This window comes from Polynucleobacter hallstattensis, from assembly GCF_018881835.1.
In the GTDB taxonomy this organism is placed as follows: domain Bacteria; phylum Pseudomonadota; class Gammaproteobacteria; order Burkholderiales; family Burkholderiaceae; genus Polynucleobacter; species Polynucleobacter hallstattensis.
The window spans coordinates 368,599-385,684 of record NZ_JACVPO010000001.1 but is presented as its reverse complement, the minus strand read 5'-3'; the positions used below and the strand labels follow the sequence as shown (position 1 = coordinate 385,684).

The 17,086-nt window shown below is 42.8% G+C and carries 22 protein-coding genes; 15 read left to right on the top strand and 7 right to left on the bottom strand.

The features are described from left to right. Positions 1 to 234: 234 nt before the first annotated feature. The gene (locus ICN26_RS01970) at positions 235 to 1,170 is read right to left on the bottom strand and encodes a M23 family metallopeptidase (protein WP_216266440.1); all 936 of its coding nucleotides are present in this window, start codon (positions 1,168 to 1,170) and stop codon (positions 235 to 237) included. 109 nt (positions 1,171 to 1,279) lie between these two features. Between ICN26_RS01970 and ICN26_RS01965 the strand changes: the two genes are divergently transcribed. After that, a complete protein-coding gene (locus tag ICN26_RS01965) occupies positions 1,280 to 1,630 on the top strand; it encodes a hypothetical protein (protein ID WP_216266438.1) in 351 nt (116 codons plus the stop codon). A 13-nt stretch (positions 1,631 to 1,643) separates the two neighbouring features. Here ICN26_RS01965 and ICN26_RS01960 read toward each other — a convergent pair whose 3' ends face one another. Further along, on the bottom strand, positions 1,644 to 2,090 hold the full coding sequence (locus ICN26_RS01960; RefSeq protein WP_216266436.1) for a surface-adhesin E family protein: 447 nt from the start codon (positions 2,088 to 2,090) through the stop codon (positions 1,644 to 1,646). Between the two features lie 141 nt (positions 2,091 to 2,231). Here ICN26_RS01960 and ICN26_RS01955 point away from each other — a divergent pair, with 141 nt between their 5' ends. The 10 genes from ICN26_RS01955 (at position 2,232) to ICN26_RS01910 (ending at position 8,166) form a co-directional block, all read left to right on the top strand. Further along, positions 2,232 to 2,570, top strand: coding sequence for a bactofilin family protein (locus ICN26_RS01955; RefSeq protein ID WP_215306033.1), 339 nt, complete (start codon positions 2,232 to 2,234; stop codon positions 2,568 to 2,570). 24 nt (positions 2,571 to 2,594) lie between these two features. Then, positions 2,595 to 3,062: a bactofilin family protein gene (locus tag ICN26_RS01950; protein WP_216266433.1), complete on the top strand. Its 468-nt coding sequence runs from the start codon at positions 2,595 to 2,597 to the stop codon at positions 3,060 to 3,062. 18 nt (positions 3,063 to 3,080) lie between these two features. Further along, the gene (locus ICN26_RS01945) at positions 3,081 to 3,467 is read left to right on the top strand and encodes a bactofilin family protein (protein WP_215309397.1); all 387 of its coding nucleotides are present in this window, start codon (positions 3,081 to 3,083) and stop codon (positions 3,465 to 3,467) included. A 36-nt stretch (positions 3,468 to 3,503) separates the two neighbouring features. Continuing rightward, complete coding sequence (locus tag ICN26_RS01940) at positions 3,504 to 4,406, top strand: ParA family protein (protein ID WP_216266431.1); 903 nt, start codon at positions 3,504 to 3,506, stop codon at positions 4,404 to 4,406. A 4-nt stretch (positions 4,407 to 4,410) separates the two neighbouring features. Continuing rightward, positions 4,411 to 4,752, top strand: a complete 342-nt coding sequence (locus tag ICN26_RS01935; RefSeq protein ID WP_216266430.1) for a hypothetical protein — start codon at positions 4,411 to 4,413, stop codon at positions 4,750 to 4,752. Positions 4,753 to 4,892: 140 nt separating this feature from the next. After that, complete coding sequence (locus ICN26_RS01930) at positions 4,893 to 6,074, top strand: hypothetical protein (protein WP_216266428.1); 1,182 nt, start codon at positions 4,893 to 4,895, stop codon at positions 6,072 to 6,074. Further along, positions 6,071 to 6,619 (top strand): hypothetical protein, encoded by a 549-nt coding sequence (locus tag ICN26_RS01925; protein ID WP_216266426.1) that lies wholly within the window; start codon positions 6,071 to 6,073, stop codon positions 6,617 to 6,619. The genes ICN26_RS01930 and ICN26_RS01925 overlap by 4 nt, the downstream gene beginning before the upstream one ends. 380 nt (positions 6,620 to 6,999) lie before the next feature. Then, entirely contained in the window at positions 7,000 to 7,185 is a 186-nt protein-coding gene (locus ICN26_RS01920) for a hypothetical protein (protein WP_216266424.1), read from the top strand. A gap of 13 nt (positions 7,186 to 7,198) precedes the next feature. Beyond that, entirely contained in the window at positions 7,199 to 7,405 is a 207-nt protein-coding gene (locus tag ICN26_RS01915) for a hypothetical protein (protein ID WP_216266421.1), read from the top strand. A 170-nt stretch (positions 7,406 to 7,575) separates the two neighbouring features. Further along, positions 7,576 to 8,166: a hypothetical protein gene (locus ICN26_RS01910; protein ID WP_216266419.1), complete on the top strand. Its 591-nt coding sequence runs from the start codon at positions 7,576 to 7,578 to the stop codon at positions 8,164 to 8,166. A gap of 55 nt (positions 8,167 to 8,221) precedes the next feature. On the opposite strand, the gene ahpF is transcribed toward ICN26_RS01910, so the two are convergent. After that, on the bottom strand, positions 8,222 to 9,766 hold the full coding sequence (ahpF, locus tag ICN26_RS01905; RefSeq protein ID WP_216266417.1) for an alkyl hydroperoxide reductase subunit F: 1,545 nt from the start codon (positions 9,764 to 9,766) through the stop codon (positions 8,222 to 8,224). 116 nt (positions 9,767 to 9,882) lie between these two features. After that, complete coding sequence (gene ahpC / locus ICN26_RS01900) at positions 9,883 to 10,446, bottom strand: alkyl hydroperoxide reductase subunit C (RefSeq protein ID WP_216266415.1); 564 nt, start codon at positions 10,444 to 10,446, stop codon at positions 9,883 to 9,885. 145 nt (positions 10,447 to 10,591) lie between these two features. On the opposite strand from ahpC, the gene ICN26_RS01895 reads away from it, so the two are divergent. Next, positions 10,592 to 11,200 carry a glutathione S-transferase gene (locus ICN26_RS01895; RefSeq protein ID WP_216266413.1) on the top strand — a complete coding sequence of 203 codons (609 nt, stop codon included), beginning with the start codon at positions 10,592 to 10,594 and terminating at the stop codon, positions 11,198 to 11,200. A 60-nt stretch (positions 11,201 to 11,260) separates the two neighbouring features. Here ICN26_RS01895 and ICN26_RS01890 read toward each other — a convergent pair whose 3' ends face one another. Continuing rightward, on the bottom strand, positions 11,261 to 11,698 hold the full coding sequence (locus tag ICN26_RS01890; protein ID WP_046329724.1) for a rubrerythrin family protein: 438 nt from the start codon (positions 11,696 to 11,698) through the stop codon (positions 11,261 to 11,263). A gap of 425 nt (positions 11,699 to 12,123) precedes the next feature. On the opposite strand from ICN26_RS01890, the gene ICN26_RS01885 reads away from it, so the two are divergent. Together ICN26_RS01885 and ICN26_RS01880 are read left to right on the top strand one after the other, a co-directional pair. Beyond that, on the top strand, positions 12,124 to 13,461 hold the full coding sequence (locus tag ICN26_RS01885) for a heterodisulfide reductase-related iron-sulfur binding cluster (protein ID WP_216266411.1): 1,338 nt from the start codon (positions 12,124 to 12,126) through the stop codon (positions 13,459 to 13,461). A 27-nt stretch (positions 13,462 to 13,488) separates the two neighbouring features. After that, positions 13,489 to 14,073 (top strand): DUF3501 family protein, encoded by a 585-nt coding sequence (locus ICN26_RS01880; protein WP_216266409.1) that lies wholly within the window; start codon positions 13,489 to 13,491, stop codon positions 14,071 to 14,073. 15 nt (positions 14,074 to 14,088) lie between these two features. Here the strand turns inward: ICN26_RS01880 and ICN26_RS01875 are convergent, their stop codons facing one another. Beyond that, complete coding sequence (locus ICN26_RS01875) at positions 14,089 to 15,015, bottom strand: LysR substrate-binding domain-containing protein (RefSeq protein ID WP_216266407.1); 927 nt, start codon at positions 15,013 to 15,015, stop codon at positions 14,089 to 14,091. A gap of 162 nt (positions 15,016 to 15,177) precedes the next feature. On the opposite strand from ICN26_RS01875, the gene senB reads away from it, so the two are divergent. Further along, positions 15,178 to 16,137: a selenoneine biosynthesis selenosugar synthase SenB gene (senB, locus tag ICN26_RS01870; RefSeq protein WP_216267620.1), complete on the top strand. Its 960-nt coding sequence runs from the start codon at positions 15,178 to 15,180 to the stop codon at positions 16,135 to 16,137. Positions 16,138 to 16,146: 9 nt separating this feature from the next. Here senB and egtD read toward each other — a convergent pair whose 3' ends face one another. After that, positions 16,147 to 17,076, bottom strand: a complete 930-nt coding sequence (gene egtD / locus ICN26_RS01865; RefSeq protein ID WP_216266405.1) for an L-histidine N(alpha)-methyltransferase — start codon at positions 17,074 to 17,076, stop codon at positions 16,147 to 16,149. Positions 17,077 to 17,086: the final 10 nt, after the last annotated feature.

Below are 17,086 nucleotides of genomic sequence, written 5' to 3'. Positions count from 1 at the left end.
AATCATGGTAGATCCATTTGTTACAAATGAATTGATCAATCGAAAGTACTAGGCCCAAGAAGATGAGCGCGCTGAAAAGATATTTAAAAAGAGGCTTCATGGTCGGGGCATGGCTCAATTAGCCTAAGTGAATAAGAACTTGGTTAGTAAATGATGCTTTTTAAATTGTTCAGTAGCAGGGGAATTTAAAGCCATTCACAATGAGCATTAAAGATCTCAGGGGTCTAAGAATGCTTACCAATATTTTGAGGGTGGGGCGTAGACCAAAATCTTGGCTGGATTGAGGTAAGTATTATTTTGGTGAATCTCATAGTGAAGATGCGGGCCAGTCGATCTTCCGGTAGAGCCCGATTGTGCAATCACTTGACCACGCTTTACTAGTTGTCCAACTTTGACCAAGAGCTTGCTGTTGTGAGCATACTTGGATACAAAACCTTCGTTATGGGCAATTTCAATAAAGTTGCCATACGCTGGATCGAATGCCGACTTAAGCACCGTGCCATCACCCGACGCCACAATTGGGGTACCCGTTGGGGTAATAAAGTCAATGCCAGAGTGCTGCGCCAATTGCTGAGTAATAGGATCTATGCGTACACCAAAGTTACTAGTCATACCCAGCCTAGCATCAATCGGCGGACCAATCGGCAGGGCTCTGAGCCAGTTGTATTGCTTTTGCCATTCGGGTTCTAGCTTAGTGGCAATATCGAGAATTTCATTGGACTTATTGGCAAGATCTTCAAGATTATCGACCAATGCTTTGGTGGGATCTAGCTGAAAATTGACTGGTTTTAGAGGGCCACCAAGGTGTGCGGGGTCTAAGAGCTTCTCTTTAATAGTGCTCGGGGTTGAGATGGCAAGATAGCGGTCTTTACTGGCTTTAAGCTCATTAAAGGTGGTACTTACCTCCTTGAGGCGCGCTTGGTAAGAAGCCAGTTCTCGGCGATACATACCGTCTAGTCTTGAGCGCTCTTCAGGTGTCACTACCCCAGTAACTTCTTTAGCCAGCTCAGGGTTGACTTCAAATGCAATGGTAATGCCAGTATAAAAAATCAAAATCCCAAAGGCGCAAAAAGCACAGCTGACAATAGCCACTAAGCGTAAAACACTCTTTTTGGTGATATTGATTTGTTTAATCGAGCCAGTCGATCCAGAAACCCAAAATAATTGCATTGATATTCTATAAGTGCTTGATTTTTTTAAAAAAATTACAAAGCTGCATTGCAAGGTAACCTATAATACCAATAAGTTTACTTTTCAGCGACCCTGTCATTCGCTTCTTATGAATTTATTACGCCCCACATTTAAAATACTGTTAGCTAGCATCTTTTCGTTTGGCAATCAAATTGCTCAAGGCGCAATCATTGGCCAAATGCCAGCCCATGGCGACATTTTGTACATTACCGCCGAGCCTTGTACCTCCGAAACGGGCAGGATTGAGCCTAATTGGTTTTTTTCCTATAGTGTCAGCGCTACAGGTAGCGTGAGCCGCAGTTGCTACGTGAGATATAACGATCAAATCTGGATTCGGGGACCATTTGGAGCTGAGACTACCTATCCAATGAGTTACTTCTCCAAGCCTGCTAATACTGCTGAAAACAAGCCAGACGCCGCTCCAGAAGTGAAGCCTTAATTAGTTCCAGCGGCTACTTGCCGCTTTGGCCCTTGCTGGACTGACCTGGTTTACAAAAAAACTGAAATAAGACATCACTCATTGTGTCCGGAATGACACGTTCCCAGGGCGAATTCGGGGTATTTTCAGCACCCAAACTGGTGCCAGAGCCCTCCGGACCTGCGTAATAACCAATATAAAACTGCTTATAGCTCTCGTAGCCAGTCCGGCAAAAATAGGATAAATCCTGAATGACAGAAAGGGTGGGCTCTCCATTGGGGCCGGAAAGAGCTTGAGAATAGCTTGTTAATAGCCATGTGCTGACTTGCTCTGCTTGGGCTTCCCTGACAGTTTTGCTGTCATCGTAATAGTAGTGATTTCCCAGTGCATCAGAGGAGATAAAGCTCCACCCGGCATAGCTGGCATTAAGCGGGTTTAGTAAAAAAGCCGTTAAAACCATCAAGAGCCATTTTTTGGTCATAAAAAGAGGGTAAATTTTGGTGCGTGAAATATTTAAATTGTTCATATATAGTGCGTTTAAGCCCTTACAGGGAGTTTCAACTGATAAAATCGTTGCAATTTATACCAATAATAGAAGTACTGCCCCCAAGGAGTGTTAAGCATGGCTGAAGCAAATCAACAAGGTTGCCTATTTGTAGGTGAAGGTGTGGTTCTCAAAGGGAATTTTGAAGTTCCAGATATTGCCTCCATTTCAGGAGTCGTTGAGGGTGAGATTACTGCAAAACAAGTCATCATAGAGGCAACGGGTGTCGTGCGTGGCAAATTGTCTGGTGAGTCGGTCGATATTCGTGGTGAAGTAAATGAGTATATTTCTTCAACCCGTAGTTTGATTATTCGATCCACTGGTAAGGTTAGTGGCTCCATTAATTATTCTGAAATTGAGATTGAAAAAGGTGGTCATTTGCATGGTGAATTACATAATCTCAATCCCCATTCCTAATTATCTTAAGCAGAACATACGACGATGTCTATCTTTTCAAAAAATTCCAATTCACAAAATAACCCAGAGCAGAATACGGAAGAGCAGCCTGATAACCTTTCTCAGTCAAGCATGCCTGAAGAGGTTGACTCTGAATCAGTCGAGCAAAATTTTCGAAGTGAAGCGCCAGTTCGATCTTCCATCAACACTAAGCCATCGATTCTGAGTGAGGGCTTTGTCTTTGAAGGTACGATAGTTTCTGATGGTGTGTTGAATATTTCTGGGACTGTACGTGGCAAGGTTACAGCTAAATCTATCTTGATTGATTCCACCGGTCAAGTTGATGGTGAACTCAATACTGAAAACCTAGTAATTAAGGGTGACTTGAAGGGTGACGTCAACTGCGATGACTTGAATGTTGGCCCTCTTGCTCACGTGAGTGGAAATATCAACTACAAATATATTCATATTCAACGTGGTGGCAAGATTAGCGGTAAATTTAATAAAAACTAACCTGCAACTAATATTGCTTTGAAACAAAATACCGTCATACGCCTGCTTGATCCGTCTAAAGAAACCTTCGGCTCAATTATTGGATCTGATTTAGAAATTACTGGTAGTTTATTAGCAACAAAGTCCCTAAGAATCGATGGCACGATAGTTGGCGATATTAAAACGAAAGCGGGCGCAGATGTTTGTATTGCGCTTGGTAAAACGGGTTTAGTGCAAGGTAATATTTCCGGGGTACGAGTGTTGGTTGCTGGCCGAGTAGAAGGCAATGTGCTGGCAACGGAAAGGGTGGAATTGCACAGTGGTGCAGATGTCCATGGAGATATTATTTATGCTCAAATTGGTATCGAACAAGGTGCCCGTTTGAGTGGACTCCTTTCTAAAATTATCAACGATGATGATAATTAGGAACCTAGCATTGTTGGCAAAAAAAGAGTAATTAACATGTATACCAATGGCACAATCAAAATTCTAGTGACCAACCAAAAGGGTGGTGTTGGTAAGAGCACGATTGCCGTTAATCTAGCAGCCTACCTTGCGATACAAGAAAACATCAAAGTGTCTTTGATTGATATGGATCCTCAGGCATCATCCTCTCGCTGGGCTAAGAAAGCGCCGGATATTGGCGTCCAAGTCCATTGCCTTGACGTCAATTATGAAAGTAGTGGGGCGGCTCTTCTAAGCGCTCGCTCGGGTGTTCGCAAGTATTCATCTGGAGTTGAGGTCTGCATTTGTGATCTCACTTGGACCCCAGCCATGTCTGAACAATTTATCTTAGATTTTGATATGGTTCTAGTGCCCAGCTCGAATTCTAAATTTGAAATGGCAAGTACTGAAATTTTTATTCTGAAATATGCGCAACAGTGCATGTCTCGTCTGGCAGTAAACAAACAATTTATCTTGGTAGTTCCCAGTAAAGTGGAGGAAGGCTACTCTTCTCATGCAACTTTTACTAACTTAGACTTTCTCATGAATTGTCACATCACACCGCCTGTCTATCGAACACCAGAAATTGACAGTTACGTGTATGAAGATTTTTTATGTGTTTGCCCTGATCAAAAAATTGCAGCGAATTTTTCTTCTTTTGGAAAGTATATTTCTAAAAAAATCATTGAACGCAACATTGTTAGAAAATCAATTTCGATCAGTGGCAACTCTTTAAATCGTGCGATCGTGAAAAAAGTGAGCGTCCTAGATGATTATCGTGAAAGAGCACGTGGTCTCAATTTTTACGGCGGTATTGCAAACACTCTACCTGTGCCGGAACTAAAAAATGAAGACTCAACAGAATATCGCTCGAAAAAGGGAAGCTTGGTGCCCTCTTTCTTGAGAAGGGGTGGTAATTGAACTCATGACAGACATGAAAGATCCCTACAGAAACGATGTATTTGAGGATGAGCATGGGCGTCGAGTTGCCGTAAAGCGACTCTATACTCCTAATGAGTTAGGTGTGAGCTATGTTGAGTATAAAAATTACGATGACTCTGCTTTGCGTTTTATGCCCAAAGAACAGTTTCTAGAAGTTTTCCACTGGGTCGATAACTTTGGCACAACAGATACTTTTGTCAGAATGGAAGAGGTCGTAGAGCCTCCAAAACAGGCTGCTAAGGAGCCAGATTCCTCGGCTAGCCCAAAGGAGGAGTCTGGACAACAGCAGGCTGCGGATACCGCTCCTCCTAAGCGTATATCCTAGCTTAGCTTTAGAGCTTTCGGCTTGGGCATAATGGTATTCGTTTGATCATACAGCGAGTAACCAAATAGATTAGCTGGTAGAAATTTTTTGGAGTCCTTGAGTCCAACATTTATTCTCTTTGCATTTATTAAGGAATTTTAGTGTCCGACAATCCAATATATTCTCGCTACTTGCAAATTACTATGAAGGTGATTGCAGCTTTGTGCGGTCTTACCTTGTTATTCTCTGCAGCCCAAAGTCAAGTTATTGGATTGGATGGCGAAGGATTGCTGCAATTTTTCCTGAGTCAAATACAAAATCCAGTGCAATTTAAATTACTGGTGGGCCTCACCTTTTTAGTTGCGGGGATTTGTTTTCCAATGCCCCAGAAAAGTAGCGCAAGATTATCTGGGCCCAAAGATTTACAATCCAGCGCATACCGCTTGTATTTGGTTAATAAGTACAAGATAGAAAGAAATGCGGTCTTAAATCAATTGGTTTGCCGCGATACAGTTTTTGCAAGTCTGGAAGAGGCTTTATCTTATGCACATGGACTAGAGTGCCCACCACAACATCCTAGCTATAAAGCTCCTACCTTGGATTCCTTAAAGGATAGTTTCCCTGAAACTAGTTCTGAATTAGCAAAGGTTGCTAACACCGAATCACCTGAGAATGCTTCACTCACGGTCGGGCAAGAATCTAGAAATCCATTGCCCATCCCCATGATGATAGGTTCCTTGCTGTATTTAATTATTTTAGGTGGTATGTTTTACGCCCTTTCTCAAAATATAGTTAGTACTGAGATTGTTGAGTTTTCTAAAGCCCCAGAAGTTCAGAGTCCTGTAGAGGCCAATTCTAGTAACCCTAACGCTAGTGCAGAAGCGCCTAGTAGTGATGCAGTTCCTGCCGAACTTACTGCTCAAACTGTTGCTATCAATGAGCGCTGGCTTGGGGTATGGGCATCAGAGGGCAGTACTCAAAAGCTGTCGATTACTTCTACTGCAGTGAAGTATGGCAACGATGAGTTTTTATGGGTTGGAGTTCGTCCAAAGGGCGTTGTAAAGTGCTGCCCAGCTTTTTATGAGGGGTCAACCAATAAGGCTGAGTTATTGACAAGAATGCAGGCTCAGCAAGCTTCGCCTGAAACCTCTACAATTGATTCCCAGAAGACTACAGCCATGGTGAATAACCTTGGCCAAGGTAATTTTAAAAAGATTGTATTGGCCGATCCATTTCTACGAAAATATTTCTTTATTTACGATCAGAATTATGTCTATCGTGTTGGTAGAGACGTAGGTGATAAATCGCCATTCATCTTTGAGCAATTTAAGAGGCAAGAGTGAGTGATATTGATAATCCAGCATCTAAAAAAGAAGACAAGCTTCATCCTATAGAGCACTTACGATTATTACGCGAGACTACGCCTCTACAAAAAGTCATTAATGAAATAGCTGGTCGTCAATGCATCTTTTTTTATAATACTTCTTGGGTTTTTGATTTTTCTTTAAATCACTCAGATCAGCCATGGTCAGTTACCAAGCAGGTTTATTTTCGCAACTCGCGAAGACACAAATGCTTAGCCTTTGCTTTGCCCTATCTAGTTATACAAATGAAGTTTTTAGATGAGCCTAAATATTTGCGCGCAGTCGTGACCTATGGCGAAGATGTTGCCACGATGATTGGCTTCATGAGTCAGTTTGTTAAGCAAGAAAAGGGTGCCAAGGTATGGGCCGAAAAACCTGGCTTTGATTGGGAGCCGTGGAACATCTCTGCTTTATTTAACCATCTTTTGAATGCCGATGGACGCTTTAATGAAATTGAGTTTTATCGCTATACCGATGCCTTTCATGTGAAATTAAAAGGTAGCTGGGAAATGATTAATGTCTAAGAGGTAGATCCGTGATTTTGATGTACGTTTACACGCAGACTATTTGGGTATAAGTAAGCCTCTTTGCACTACTTTTATTTATATTGAAATACCCAAAACGATAAATTCCTATATTTATCAATAAGTTCTAATGCTTACTTTATCTATTTTTGAGAAATTTTCGATAGGCTAATGAAGTTAATCATTTATCTGCTTGGAAATTAATGCGGGGATAACAATCGGCTTTATTCCCGTCAATAAAATAGATATAAATCAATTACTTATAAAAGGATTTCATTAGGCGAGAAAATCACTTTGCCTTGTGAAAATCACTTTATTTTGCTTGCGAGAGAGTCTAGGATGGTACTAACAAGTCAACGCTTTTATAAGGAGATAAGGTCATGAACCAGTTCCAAGCGAAGAGTGATTTATCAGCAGTCTCATCAACATTTATTAAATTAGAAATCGATGACTTGGTCAGGGATCGCTTGCTTTGGCAGGAACAGATTGCAAGATCATTCAATCCCACAGAAATATTGCCCAATGTGATTCATCCACTTCAGGCCAATATTCTGAAGATACTCTGAGCTGGAAAAGCCCTTGAGGACATATATCGCCCCAGTTAGCTTTGCCTTATTAGTCATAGTAGCTGGTTTATGCCTTTTTACCTATGAGGCTAAGCCAACATCAGGCCCCCATAAATTTGAGGATGTTGCGATGGACTCTGACGCCAAAAAACATTTTTCCCTTATCGCTGAAAAATATGCCTCTGAAGCTTCTGATGCATCTAGAGCTTCAAAGAACTAAGTCCATTAAAAAAGTTACTTATAACTTTATGTTGAGATCTTGACGATTATTTCGGGCTTTATTTAGGGTCTATAGAGCCCATACCCGGATATGATTAAGCAGGACTCCTTGGAGCCTATCTAGGCTCCCTCACCGCTTATCAATATTTAACATCTTAGGCGTAGTAAGCTATGACCTTATTGATATCAAATGAAGTGAAATTTATGACTGAATTGGATTGGGATCATTGGATTGCTAAGCAATATGTTTATACATGGCAAGCAGCTGCTTTAGTGCTTGGATTAAACCCTCGCCAAATTAAATTTCCAAGAAGAGATTCCGCTGGAGAGCTCCATTTCGATCGGGAAAATTTTGAAGGTCTCTTTTCTGATTTCAAGCTTAAGCTAGATTTACTGATCGAGCATGCCTGGATGCAAAATTTTTCCGCTCAGAACATGCGGGTCGATTTAAAACGATTTTTGTATTGGGCGCACAATGTTGTCAAGTGGGATATGCCGCAAAAGCTATTGTCTTTTGCTAAAGAAATTAATCTGCAAGATTTAGATGAGAGTGCAGAAGATAAGGCGAGCATTTTGTTGGATGAGCGCGCTTCCTTGCAATTAATTTGGGCATTAAGAATGATGCTGAAGGATCATCAGTTTGGCAAAACTGATCGAGAGCTCATTTATTATTTGGCAAAACAATATCCAGATCAAGCAGCTTTTAAGCGCCTCGCTTTAGAAATGAAGCTTGCTGAGGCACAGGTAGCTGCTGAGGGTTAGATGATTTGCGTTCAGAATCGCCCAGATCTGATGCAGGTCTGGGCGAGCTCACTGTTTATGAGCGAATTAAATAATCAAATGCTGAGAGTGAAGCCTTTGCCCCTTCACCCATGGCGATAATAATTTGCTTATAGGGAACAGTGGTGCAGTCACCGGCTGCAAATACACCAGGCATCGAAGTTTCTCCCTTTTGATCAATGATCACTTCTCCGCGAGGAGATAAATCAATCACCCCTTTGAGCCAATCCGTATTAGGTAATAATCCAATCTGAACGAAGATTCCTTCCAGTGCCACATCATGCATCTGATTGTTAGCTCGGTCTTCGTAGCGCAAAGTAGTTACCTTACCGTCGGCACCCAATACCTCTTTACTTAATGCGTTGGTAATTACCGTCACGTTAGGAATGCTGTACATTTTTTTCTGAAGTACGGCATCCGCACGTAACTTAGTATCAAACTCAACTAAGGTGACATGACTCACAATGCCCGCCAAATCAATTGCAGCTTCAACTCCAGAGTTACCTCCCCCAATCACTGCTACGCGTTTGCCTTTATAGAGCGGACCGTCACAGTGTGGGCAGTAAGCGACGCCTTTACCGCGGTACTCTTGCTCACCCGGCACATTCATTTCGCGCCAGCGTGCACCAGTACTCAGAATGACTGTCTTGCTCTTCAGTAAAGCGCCATTTTCTAAGGTGATCGTGATTTCATCACCAGTCTTACTCAAGCCCTTAGCAGTCTGCAGATTCATGACATCGACTTCGTACTCTTTGACGTGCTGCTCAAGGGCCATCACTAATTTAGGGCCCTCAGTTTCTTTAACGGAGATGAAGTTTTCAATTCCTACAGTATCGGCCACCTGCCCACCAAAGCGTTGGGCTACGACACCAGTCCTGATTCCTTTGCGGGCAGAATAAATTGCGGCTGAAGCGCCTGCTGGACCACCACCAATAATCAGAGAGTCGTAAGCGGCTTTAGCGCTTAATTTTTCTGCATCACGTGCCGAGGTATTGGTATCCAATTTGGCAGCAATTTCTTCAACGCTCATGCGACCCTGACCAAAGACTTCGCCATTCAGAATCACAGTGGGTACAGCCATGATTTGGTATTGATCTACCAAACCCTGAAAGAGGGCGCCATCAATCATTTCGTGTTCTATGTTTGGATTCAGTGCCGCCATCAGGTTCAGGGCTTGAACCACATTTGGACAGTTGTGGCATGACAAAGAGATAAAGGTCTGGAAGCGCTTTTTACCCTCTAAGCCTTTGATGCTCTCAATCACATCTTGCTCAACCTTTGGTGGATAACCACTAGCTTGCAAAATAGCCAAAATGAAAGAAGTCATCTCGTGACCCATTGGTAGGCCAGAGAATGCAATACGAGCAAGTTTATCTACCTTTCCCACGGTAAAGCTAGGTATGTTTTTGCTGCTACCTGAAGTCTGTACGGTAATCTTTGTTGATTGTTCAGCAACTTCAGTCAAGAGCTCTAGCATCTGTGCTGATTGGGTGCTGTCATCCAAAGTAGCTTCTAAAATAATTGGGCTTTCTATTTTTTCAAAATAGGCTTTAAGTTGGGTTTTGATATTGGTATCTAACATGCTGTATTCCTTAGTATTGAATCTTGATGAGTCTATTGGGCAGGATGAGAAAAAACCTGCCCAATAGACTCTCCGAAGAGAGTCTATTGATTGCTAATTGCTTCTAACTTGGATTCTTAGATCTTGCCTACGAGGTCCAAAGATGGAGTTAATGTTGCTGCGCCTTCTTTCCACTTAGCTGGGCATACTTCGCCTGAGTGAGCAGCTGTGTACTGAGCAGCCTTGAGCTTGCGCAATGTCTCAGAGATATCGCGAGCGATTTCATTGGAGTGCACTTCAGCAGTCTTGATAACACCTTCTGGATTGATGATGAATGTACCGCGCAATGCAAGACCTTCTTCATCAATATGTACATCAAAACCGCGTGTCAAGGTATGTGTTGGATCACCAACCAATGGGAACTTCGCCTTACCTACTGCAGGTGAAGTCTCATGCCAGACTTTGTGTGAGAAATGAGTATCGGTAGTAACGATGTAAACCTCTGCACCCATCTTCTGGAACTCAGCATAGTTATCAGCCGCATCTTCAATTTCTGTTGGGCAGTTGAATGTGAATGCTGCTGGCATGAAAATCAATACTGACCATTTGCCTTTGAGGGACTCATCGGAAACAGTGACAAACTTACCGTTATGGAAAGCTTGGGTTTTGAATGGAATTACTGGTGTGTTGATTAATGACATGGGGTTTTCCTGTTATAAATAAATGAGTTAATGCACAACAGGAATCATTCTGAAGCGGAATGCTATATTTGTATAACAAATAATAATGATATAAATGATCGTTTTTTTAGATCAATAAATTGAGCGCTGGCTTGATAATGACGCGATGAGACCAATTTTGTATTCTTACCGCAGATGCCCTTATGCAATGAGGGCTCGCATGGCTTTGAAATACACCGGTATTGAATATGAGCACCGGGAAATTATTTTGCGTGATAAACCGCAATCCATGTTGCGGGTATCGCCCAAAGGCACTGTTCCAGTTTTGTGTGTTGATGAGCTGATTTTGGATCAGAGTCTGGATATTATGCGCTGGGCCTTAGAGAGATCTGATCCAGATGGTTGGTTAGACGTTGATCAAATCATCTCGATAGAGTGGCTCGAGAAAAATGATGGCCCATTTAAAACTCTTTTAGATCAATATAAATATCCCGAGAGATATCCCCATCTCAATCGAGAAGTGATTTTGAATGCCGCAATAGAGTTGATGCTGAGGCCAATGGAGACCGCGCTGAAATTGAATACTTATCTAATGGGTAATAAGCTATCTTGGGTAGACGTAGCTATATTTCCGTTTATTCGGCAATTTTCAATGTCTGATCAAAAAAGCTTTGAGGGATTACCGCTCCCCAATATTCAGAATTGGCTTGGTGAACTGATTGAATCGGAATTATTTAATTCGGTAATGCACAAGCATCCAGCCTGGATTGATTAGGCCTGAAAAAAAGCCCCCGAATTTTCATTCGAGGGCTCTCAAATTAAATTACTGCGCTAATTAAGCGTTTGCCAAATGGGCTTCTAAAGTCTTAGTGAACTTGTTAGCGTGGCTACGCTCAGCCTTAGCTAATGTTTCAAACCAGTCAGCGATTTCGTCAAAGCCTTCGTCGCGTGCTGTCTTAGCCATACCTGGGTACATATCTGTGTACTCATGTGTTTCACCAGCGATAGCTGCTTGCAATGCTTCAGCAACTGTCTTAGCTGGCATACCTGTGCCTGGCTCGCCTGCGCCGCCTTCGATCAAGTATTCCATGTGACCATGGGCATGACCTGTTTCGCCTTCAGCTGTTGAGCGGAAAACTGCTGCAACATCGTTTGCACCAGCGATATCAGCTTGGTTCGCGAAATACAAATAACGACGGTTTGCTTGTGATTCTCCAGCAAATGCTTCTTTCAAAGACTGCTCAGTCTTTGTACCTTTTACAGTTTTAGCCATGATTGACTCCTAAAAACGGTTAGTTGAAATTGGGTGATTCGCTAAGTTACTAGCTCTATAAGGTTCACCTGACGATGATTATGAACAAATCTGTAGATTTGAATAATCATATTTTTGTATTGACTTGATAGCTAAAAACAACTGATAAGCAAATATCAATTAATAAAATGTAACGCTATTTAGAGCTATTTTTTGAGGTTTTTTGCTATCCAATGCGTTGACTGGGGGATGGAGTTGAATAAAAGTTAGTGGTCACTACCTATTATTAATCAATTAAGAGACTATCTAAGTGGGGTCGATCAAACTAATTAGGTATTTTCTATGAAGATTGTTAATTAATACAATTTCACTATCGACTGGCTGAGCTCTAAACTTAGCCCTACAAAATTAATGCATTGCATACGCTCAAATAGTAGAGGACATACATGACAACTCGCGAAGGTAGTTTAGAAGCTCCAACCAGACATCCTTTGGATTGGCAAAACCCCAAGTTTTACGATAAAGCCGATCTAGAAGCTGAGATGGAGCGTGTCTTCGATCTTTGTCACGGTTGCCGTCGCTGTGTCAGTCTTTGTGGGTCATTCCCAGCCCTTTTTGATTTGGTAGATGCTACTGAAGATTTGGAGATGGAGCAGGTTGATAAGGCCGATTACCAAAAGGTAGTTGACCAATGCTACCTGTGCGATGTTTGCTACATGACCAAATGTCCTTATGTTCCTCCACACCCTTGGAATATTGATTTTCCTCACTTAATGCTTCGTGCAAAGGCAGTGAATTTCAAGGACGACAAAGCCACCTTCCGCGACAAGCTGCTCTCCTCTACAGATAAGCTTGGCCACTTTGCTGGTATTCCAATCGTTACGCAAGCAGTCAATGCTGTGAATAGCACTGGGCTTGCACGTTTGGTGATGGAGGGCGCCTTGGGAGTAGATAAAAATGCTTGGATCCCTGAATATGCTCCTAAGACATTCCCGCAGCTAGCTGAGAAATCTGAAAATTTACCAGTAGTGGATGGAGTCAAGACGCCTGGAAAAGTTGCTATCTATGCCACCTGCTATATCAATTACAACGAGCCAGGCATCGGGCAAGATCTCATCAAGATTCTGAAACACAATGCTATTCCATATGAGCTTGTGGATAAAGAAGCTTGTTGCGGCATGCCTAAGCTCGAGTTGGGTGACTTAGAGTCTGTTGCGCAGAACAAGGAAAAAAATATTCCGAAGTTGGCTAAGTTGGCGCGTGAAGGTTATGCCATCTTGACGCCAATCCCATCATGTACTTTGATGTTTAAGCAAGAGTTGCCACTCATGTTCCCTGATTGTGCTGACACGCAATTGGTGAAAGAGGCGATGTGGGATCCCTTTGAATACTTTATGGCGCGAAATTCGGATAGCCTATTGAAGAAGGATTTTAGTAAAGAGCTCGGACAGGTTAGCTACCATATGGCTTGCCATTCGCGGGTTCAAAACGTAGGTCAAAAAACTGCGGAAACTCTGAAGCTAGTGCCCGGTACTGAGGTAAATGTTGTGGAGCGTTGCTCAGGACACTCAGGTACTTGGGGTGTGAAGAAAGAGTTCCATGAAATGGCAATGAAAATTGGTAAGCCTGTGTTCAGAAGAATGGCGGAGGAAGAGCCAAACTATATTAGTTCTGACTGTCAGCTAGCGGGTCATCATATTGAGCAGGGTATGGAAGAGTTGGGTTTACCTAAGTCCGAGATGGCTCACCCATTGACCTTGCTTGCAAAAGCATATGGTCTTTAATTTATACAAATAGAGGAAGATAGCAGTATGGGAATCATTACACGCGATAGTCTTTTAAGTCTTGAGACTTACCACAAAGAGCGTCCCGTTTTTCGTGAAAAGGCGATTAAAGAACGTCGCCTTCGAACCGTTCACCTTGGAGATCACGTAACACTGATTTTTGAGAATGAGTTTTTAATGCGCTATCAAATTCAAGAGATGTTACGTGTAGAAAAAACATTTGAAGAGAGCGGTATCGAAGATGAGTTGAACGCTTACAACCCGTTGGTACCTAGTGGATCAGATTTCAAAGCCACTATGATGATTGAATATCCCAATGAAGCAGATCGTAAAGTTGCGCTTGCGAAGTTAGTGGGCATAGAGCACAAGATCTTTATTGAGGTCGAAGGTCAGCCACGTGTCTATGCAATTGCTGACGAAGACTTGGAGCGCTCTACTGCCGAGAAAACATCTGCAGTGCATTTCATGCGCTTTGATCTCACAGGCGATATGAAGATGGCACTAAAGGCCGGCGCTCAGATGATGGTCGGCTGTGACCATAAAGGCTACCCGATGCATGTGCAAACTCTCCCTTCAGAAACATTGGCTTCGCTTGTTTCTGATCTGAGCTAAAGCAAGCAATAGATCCTAAAGATACTGAACGCCTGGCAAGGCGCATTGACGAATTACTTCAGCTAGTTCATCCATAGCAGCGGCGCGTGGGAAGTTTTTCCGCCAGACGAGACAAACTCGTCTGGTTGGAATAGGGTCTTCAAATGGAATATAGCGAATGAGTTGATCTGCGGATGCATTATCAGAGGCGGACGTTCTCGGTAGTACTGAAATACCGATGCCACTAGCTACCATCTGTCGAATAGTTTCCAGGGATGAACCCTCAAAGCTACGCTGCTCCCCAATCGTGGTTCCAGAGCCTAAGCGATTCAATTCTGGGCAGACACCAAGCACATGGTCTCGAAAACAGTGCCCAGTACCTAGTAACAAAGTATTTTGCTCTTTTAGCTCCCGATGCGGAATGAATGGTCTATTTTCCCAAGGATGACCTTTAGGTACCGCCACTAAAAAAGGTTCGTCATACAAATCAATTTGATTAAGTCCTGTGCTTGCGAAAGGGTCTGCAATCACTATGCAATCTAAAGCCCCTTGACGTAAAACTTCAAGAAGGCGAACGGTGAAGTTTTCTTCTAAAAATAAAGGGGCATGAGGCAGGCGCTCTCGTGCAACTCGCACTAAGCTGGGCAATAGGTAAGGTGCAATGGTATAGATCGCACCAAGCCTGAGTGGGCCAGATAGAGGATCTTGCCCATGCTTTGCTAAGTGCTTTAAGGAGTTAGCTTCTTCAAGCACTCTTTGAGCCTGGTCCACAATCAGTGAGCCGAGGCTAGTCATTGCAACCTCGGTATTGGTGCGCTCAAAGATTTGCGTATTGAGTTCTTCCTCTAGCTTTCTGATGGCTACTGATAGTGTAGGCTGGGACACAAAGCAGGCATCTGCCGCTCTTCCAAAGTGGCGTTCACGTGCAACTGCGACGATGTAGCGAAGTTCAGTAAGAGTCATTTACGTCCTTGGGCTATTAATAGGTATAGCGGAATATGTTTAACTATAGTGTATTTGCAGGCAATTAAATCGGTAGGGATTACTGCGGGGTATCTCAACTGGCATAGTAAATCTCCATTACCATTAGATGTATAAAAAACAGTACTTTTTAATAGGTTCAACATCAAATCCCTTATTGAAATCGTAACGCCGGCACCATCAGGTAGTCTGCACGGAAACCGGATCACGGCGCTACGCTGGCAGGATTTCTTGGAGAAGCTTGGCTATGCAGTTGTAGTGACTGAATCCTGGTCAGGTGAAGATGCCGCCATGCTGATAGCCTTGCATGCCTATCGAAGTCATTCATCGATGATGGCGTTTCATGAGCAGCACCCTAATCGGCCTATTACCTTGGTTTTAACAGGTACTGATTTGTATCGAGATATGGCAGACCATGTTGAAGTCCTGCGCTCAATGGAAGTGGCAGATCAATTGATCGTCTTGCAGTCCTCGGCCTTAGATTCAATTCCAGCGTATCTGCGACATAAAGCCCGAGTAATTTATCAATCGGTTCGGGTTGATATTCCCAATAAAATTCTGAGTGCGGATTTTCAAATAATAGTGATTGGTCATCTAAGGGAGGAGAAAGATCCCTTTTGTATCGCCCGCAGCCTTCCCCTGTTGCCATTAAATTCTAAAATCAGCGTTCTACATTTAGGTATGGCCATGAATGAGCAAATGGAGCGTGCTGCTCTTGGGTATAACGAAAATCTAGAGCATTACCAATGGATTGGCGAGCTAAGTCATGTCGATACATTAAAGGCGCTCTCTCAGAGTCGTCTGATGGTGATTTCCAGTCGAATGGAGGGCGGTGCTCATGTGGTTTCAGAGGCAATAGCACTAGGGGTACCAGTGATTGCTTCGGATATTCCGGGGAATCGAGGTCTGCTTGGAGATGACTATCTGGGCTACTATCCGGTAGGTAATGAGGTTGAACTTGCAAGCTTGCTATCTCGTGCTGAAACCATGCCTGATTTTTACTCTGCACTAAAAAAACAGATTGATACTCGCAGAGATCTCGTAAGTCCTAACCGAGAGATGCAATCCATTCAAGAGTTGATGATTCAGCTACTTGGGAATTAATTAGGCCAATTAGGTATTTGCAAAGCAAACTAAAAAGTGCTTTTTTGGATCGGTCCAGCATTGAATATCAGTGAATCCAGCACGACGAAGTTTTTCTACGAAATTTTCTTGGGTGTATTTGTAGCTATTTTCAGTATGAATTAAATCGCCTTTACTAAAGGAAATAATATGATCTTGACTTCCATTGCTCGGCAGAGTCACCTGCACATCAGATCGTGCTCGCAGATGCATCTCAATACGGGACTGAGAAGCGTTATAAAAAGCGTAGTGCTCCCAATCCTGAAGTTTAAAGTTGCTGCCAATCAGTCGATTGACGTTTAGCAGGGCATTCAAATTAAATGCGGCAGTAACTCCCAAAGGGTCGTTGTAGGCTAGGTTTAGGGTTTGTGTATCTTTAACTAGATCGACTCCAATTAAAAGCCCGCCATTCCCGTAGCACTCCTGAGCAAGATTTATAAAAAACTGATCTGCTTTTTCGGGATCAAAGTTGCCGATTGAGGAACCTGGGTAGAAAAATACTTTCCGAAGCGCTTGAAGTTCAGGAAACGTTAGTGGCAAGCTCAGATCGACGGCCTGAGCTGACATCTCAATTTGAGGGAACTGCTTTTCTAGATCAGCAACAGCAGCCTCTAAATATTCTTTTGAAATATCGAGCGCTCTATATTGTTTTGGCTTAATACTAGTGAAAAGTTGACTTCCTTTGGCGCAATTACCGGCACCTAGATCTACCAAAACGTCGCAATGAGCTACAGCATCAGCAATCTCACGCCGATAGGCAACCATAATCCATTTCTCTGTGCGAGTTGGATAGTATTCATTGAGCAGTGTAATCACATCAAATAGATGTGATCCGACATCATCATAAAAAAACTTTGGCGATATCGATGGCTTATCAGCGCTAAGGCTGACCAGCAACTCTTCAGTCAAAGTATTTTTCATTGGTTCAATT

Bases quoted from the DNA above. Each gene is read 5' to 3' on its own strand.
- ICN26_RS01970 (WP_216266440.1), bottom strand. From the start codon at position 1,170: ATGCAATTATTTTGGGTTTCTGGATCGACTGGCTCGATTAAACAAATC.
- ICN26_RS01965 (WP_216266438.1), top strand. From the start codon at position 1,280: ATGAATTTATTACGCCCCACATTTAAAATACTGTTAGCTAGCATCTTT.
- ICN26_RS01960 (WP_216266436.1), bottom strand. From the start codon at position 2,090: ATGACCAAAAAATGGCTCTTGATGGTTTTAACGGCTTTTTTACTAAAC.
- ICN26_RS01955 (WP_215306033.1), top strand. From the start codon at position 2,232: ATGGCTGAAGCAAATCAACAAGGTTGCCTATTTGTAGGTGAAGGTGTG.
- ICN26_RS01950 (WP_216266433.1), top strand. From the start codon at position 2,595: ATGTCTATCTTTTCAAAAAATTCCAATTCACAAAATAACCCAGAGCAG.
- ICN26_RS01940 (WP_216266431.1), top strand. From the start codon at position 3,504: ATGTATACCAATGGCACAATCAAAATTCTAGTGACCAACCAAAAGGGT.
- ICN26_RS01935 (WP_216266430.1), top strand. From the start codon at position 4,411: ATGACAGACATGAAAGATCCCTACAGAAACGATGTATTTGAGGATGAG.
- ICN26_RS01920 (WP_216266424.1), top strand. From the start codon at position 7,000: ATGAACCAGTTCCAAGCGAAGAGTGATTTATCAGCAGTCTCATCAACA.
- ICN26_RS01910 (WP_216266419.1), top strand. From the start codon at position 7,576: ATGACCTTATTGATATCAAATGAAGTGAAATTTATGACTGAATTGGAT.
- ahpF (WP_216266417.1), bottom strand. From the start codon at position 9,766: ATGTTAGATACCAATATCAAAACCCAACTTAAAGCCTATTTTGAAAAA.
- ahpC (WP_216266415.1), bottom strand. From the start codon at position 10,446: ATGTCATTAATCAACACACCAGTAATTCCATTCAAAACCCAAGCTTTC.
- ICN26_RS01895 (WP_216266413.1), top strand. From the start codon at position 10,592: ATGAGACCAATTTTGTATTCTTACCGCAGATGCCCTTATGCAATGAGG.
- ICN26_RS01890 (WP_046329724.1), bottom strand. From the start codon at position 11,698: ATGGCTAAAACTGTAAAAGGTACAAAGACTGAGCAGTCTTTGAAAGAA.
- ICN26_RS01885 (WP_216266411.1), top strand. From the start codon at position 12,124: ATGACAACTCGCGAAGGTAGTTTAGAAGCTCCAACCAGACATCCTTTG.
- ICN26_RS01880 (WP_216266409.1), top strand. From the start codon at position 13,489: ATGGGAATCATTACACGCGATAGTCTTTTAAGTCTTGAGACTTACCAC.
- ICN26_RS01875 (WP_216266407.1), bottom strand. From the start codon at position 15,015: ATGACTCTTACTGAACTTCGCTACATCGTCGCAGTTGCACGTGAACGC.
- egtD (WP_216266405.1), bottom strand. From the start codon at position 17,076: ATGAAAAATACTTTGACTGAAGAGTTGCTGGTCAGCCTTAGCGCTGAT.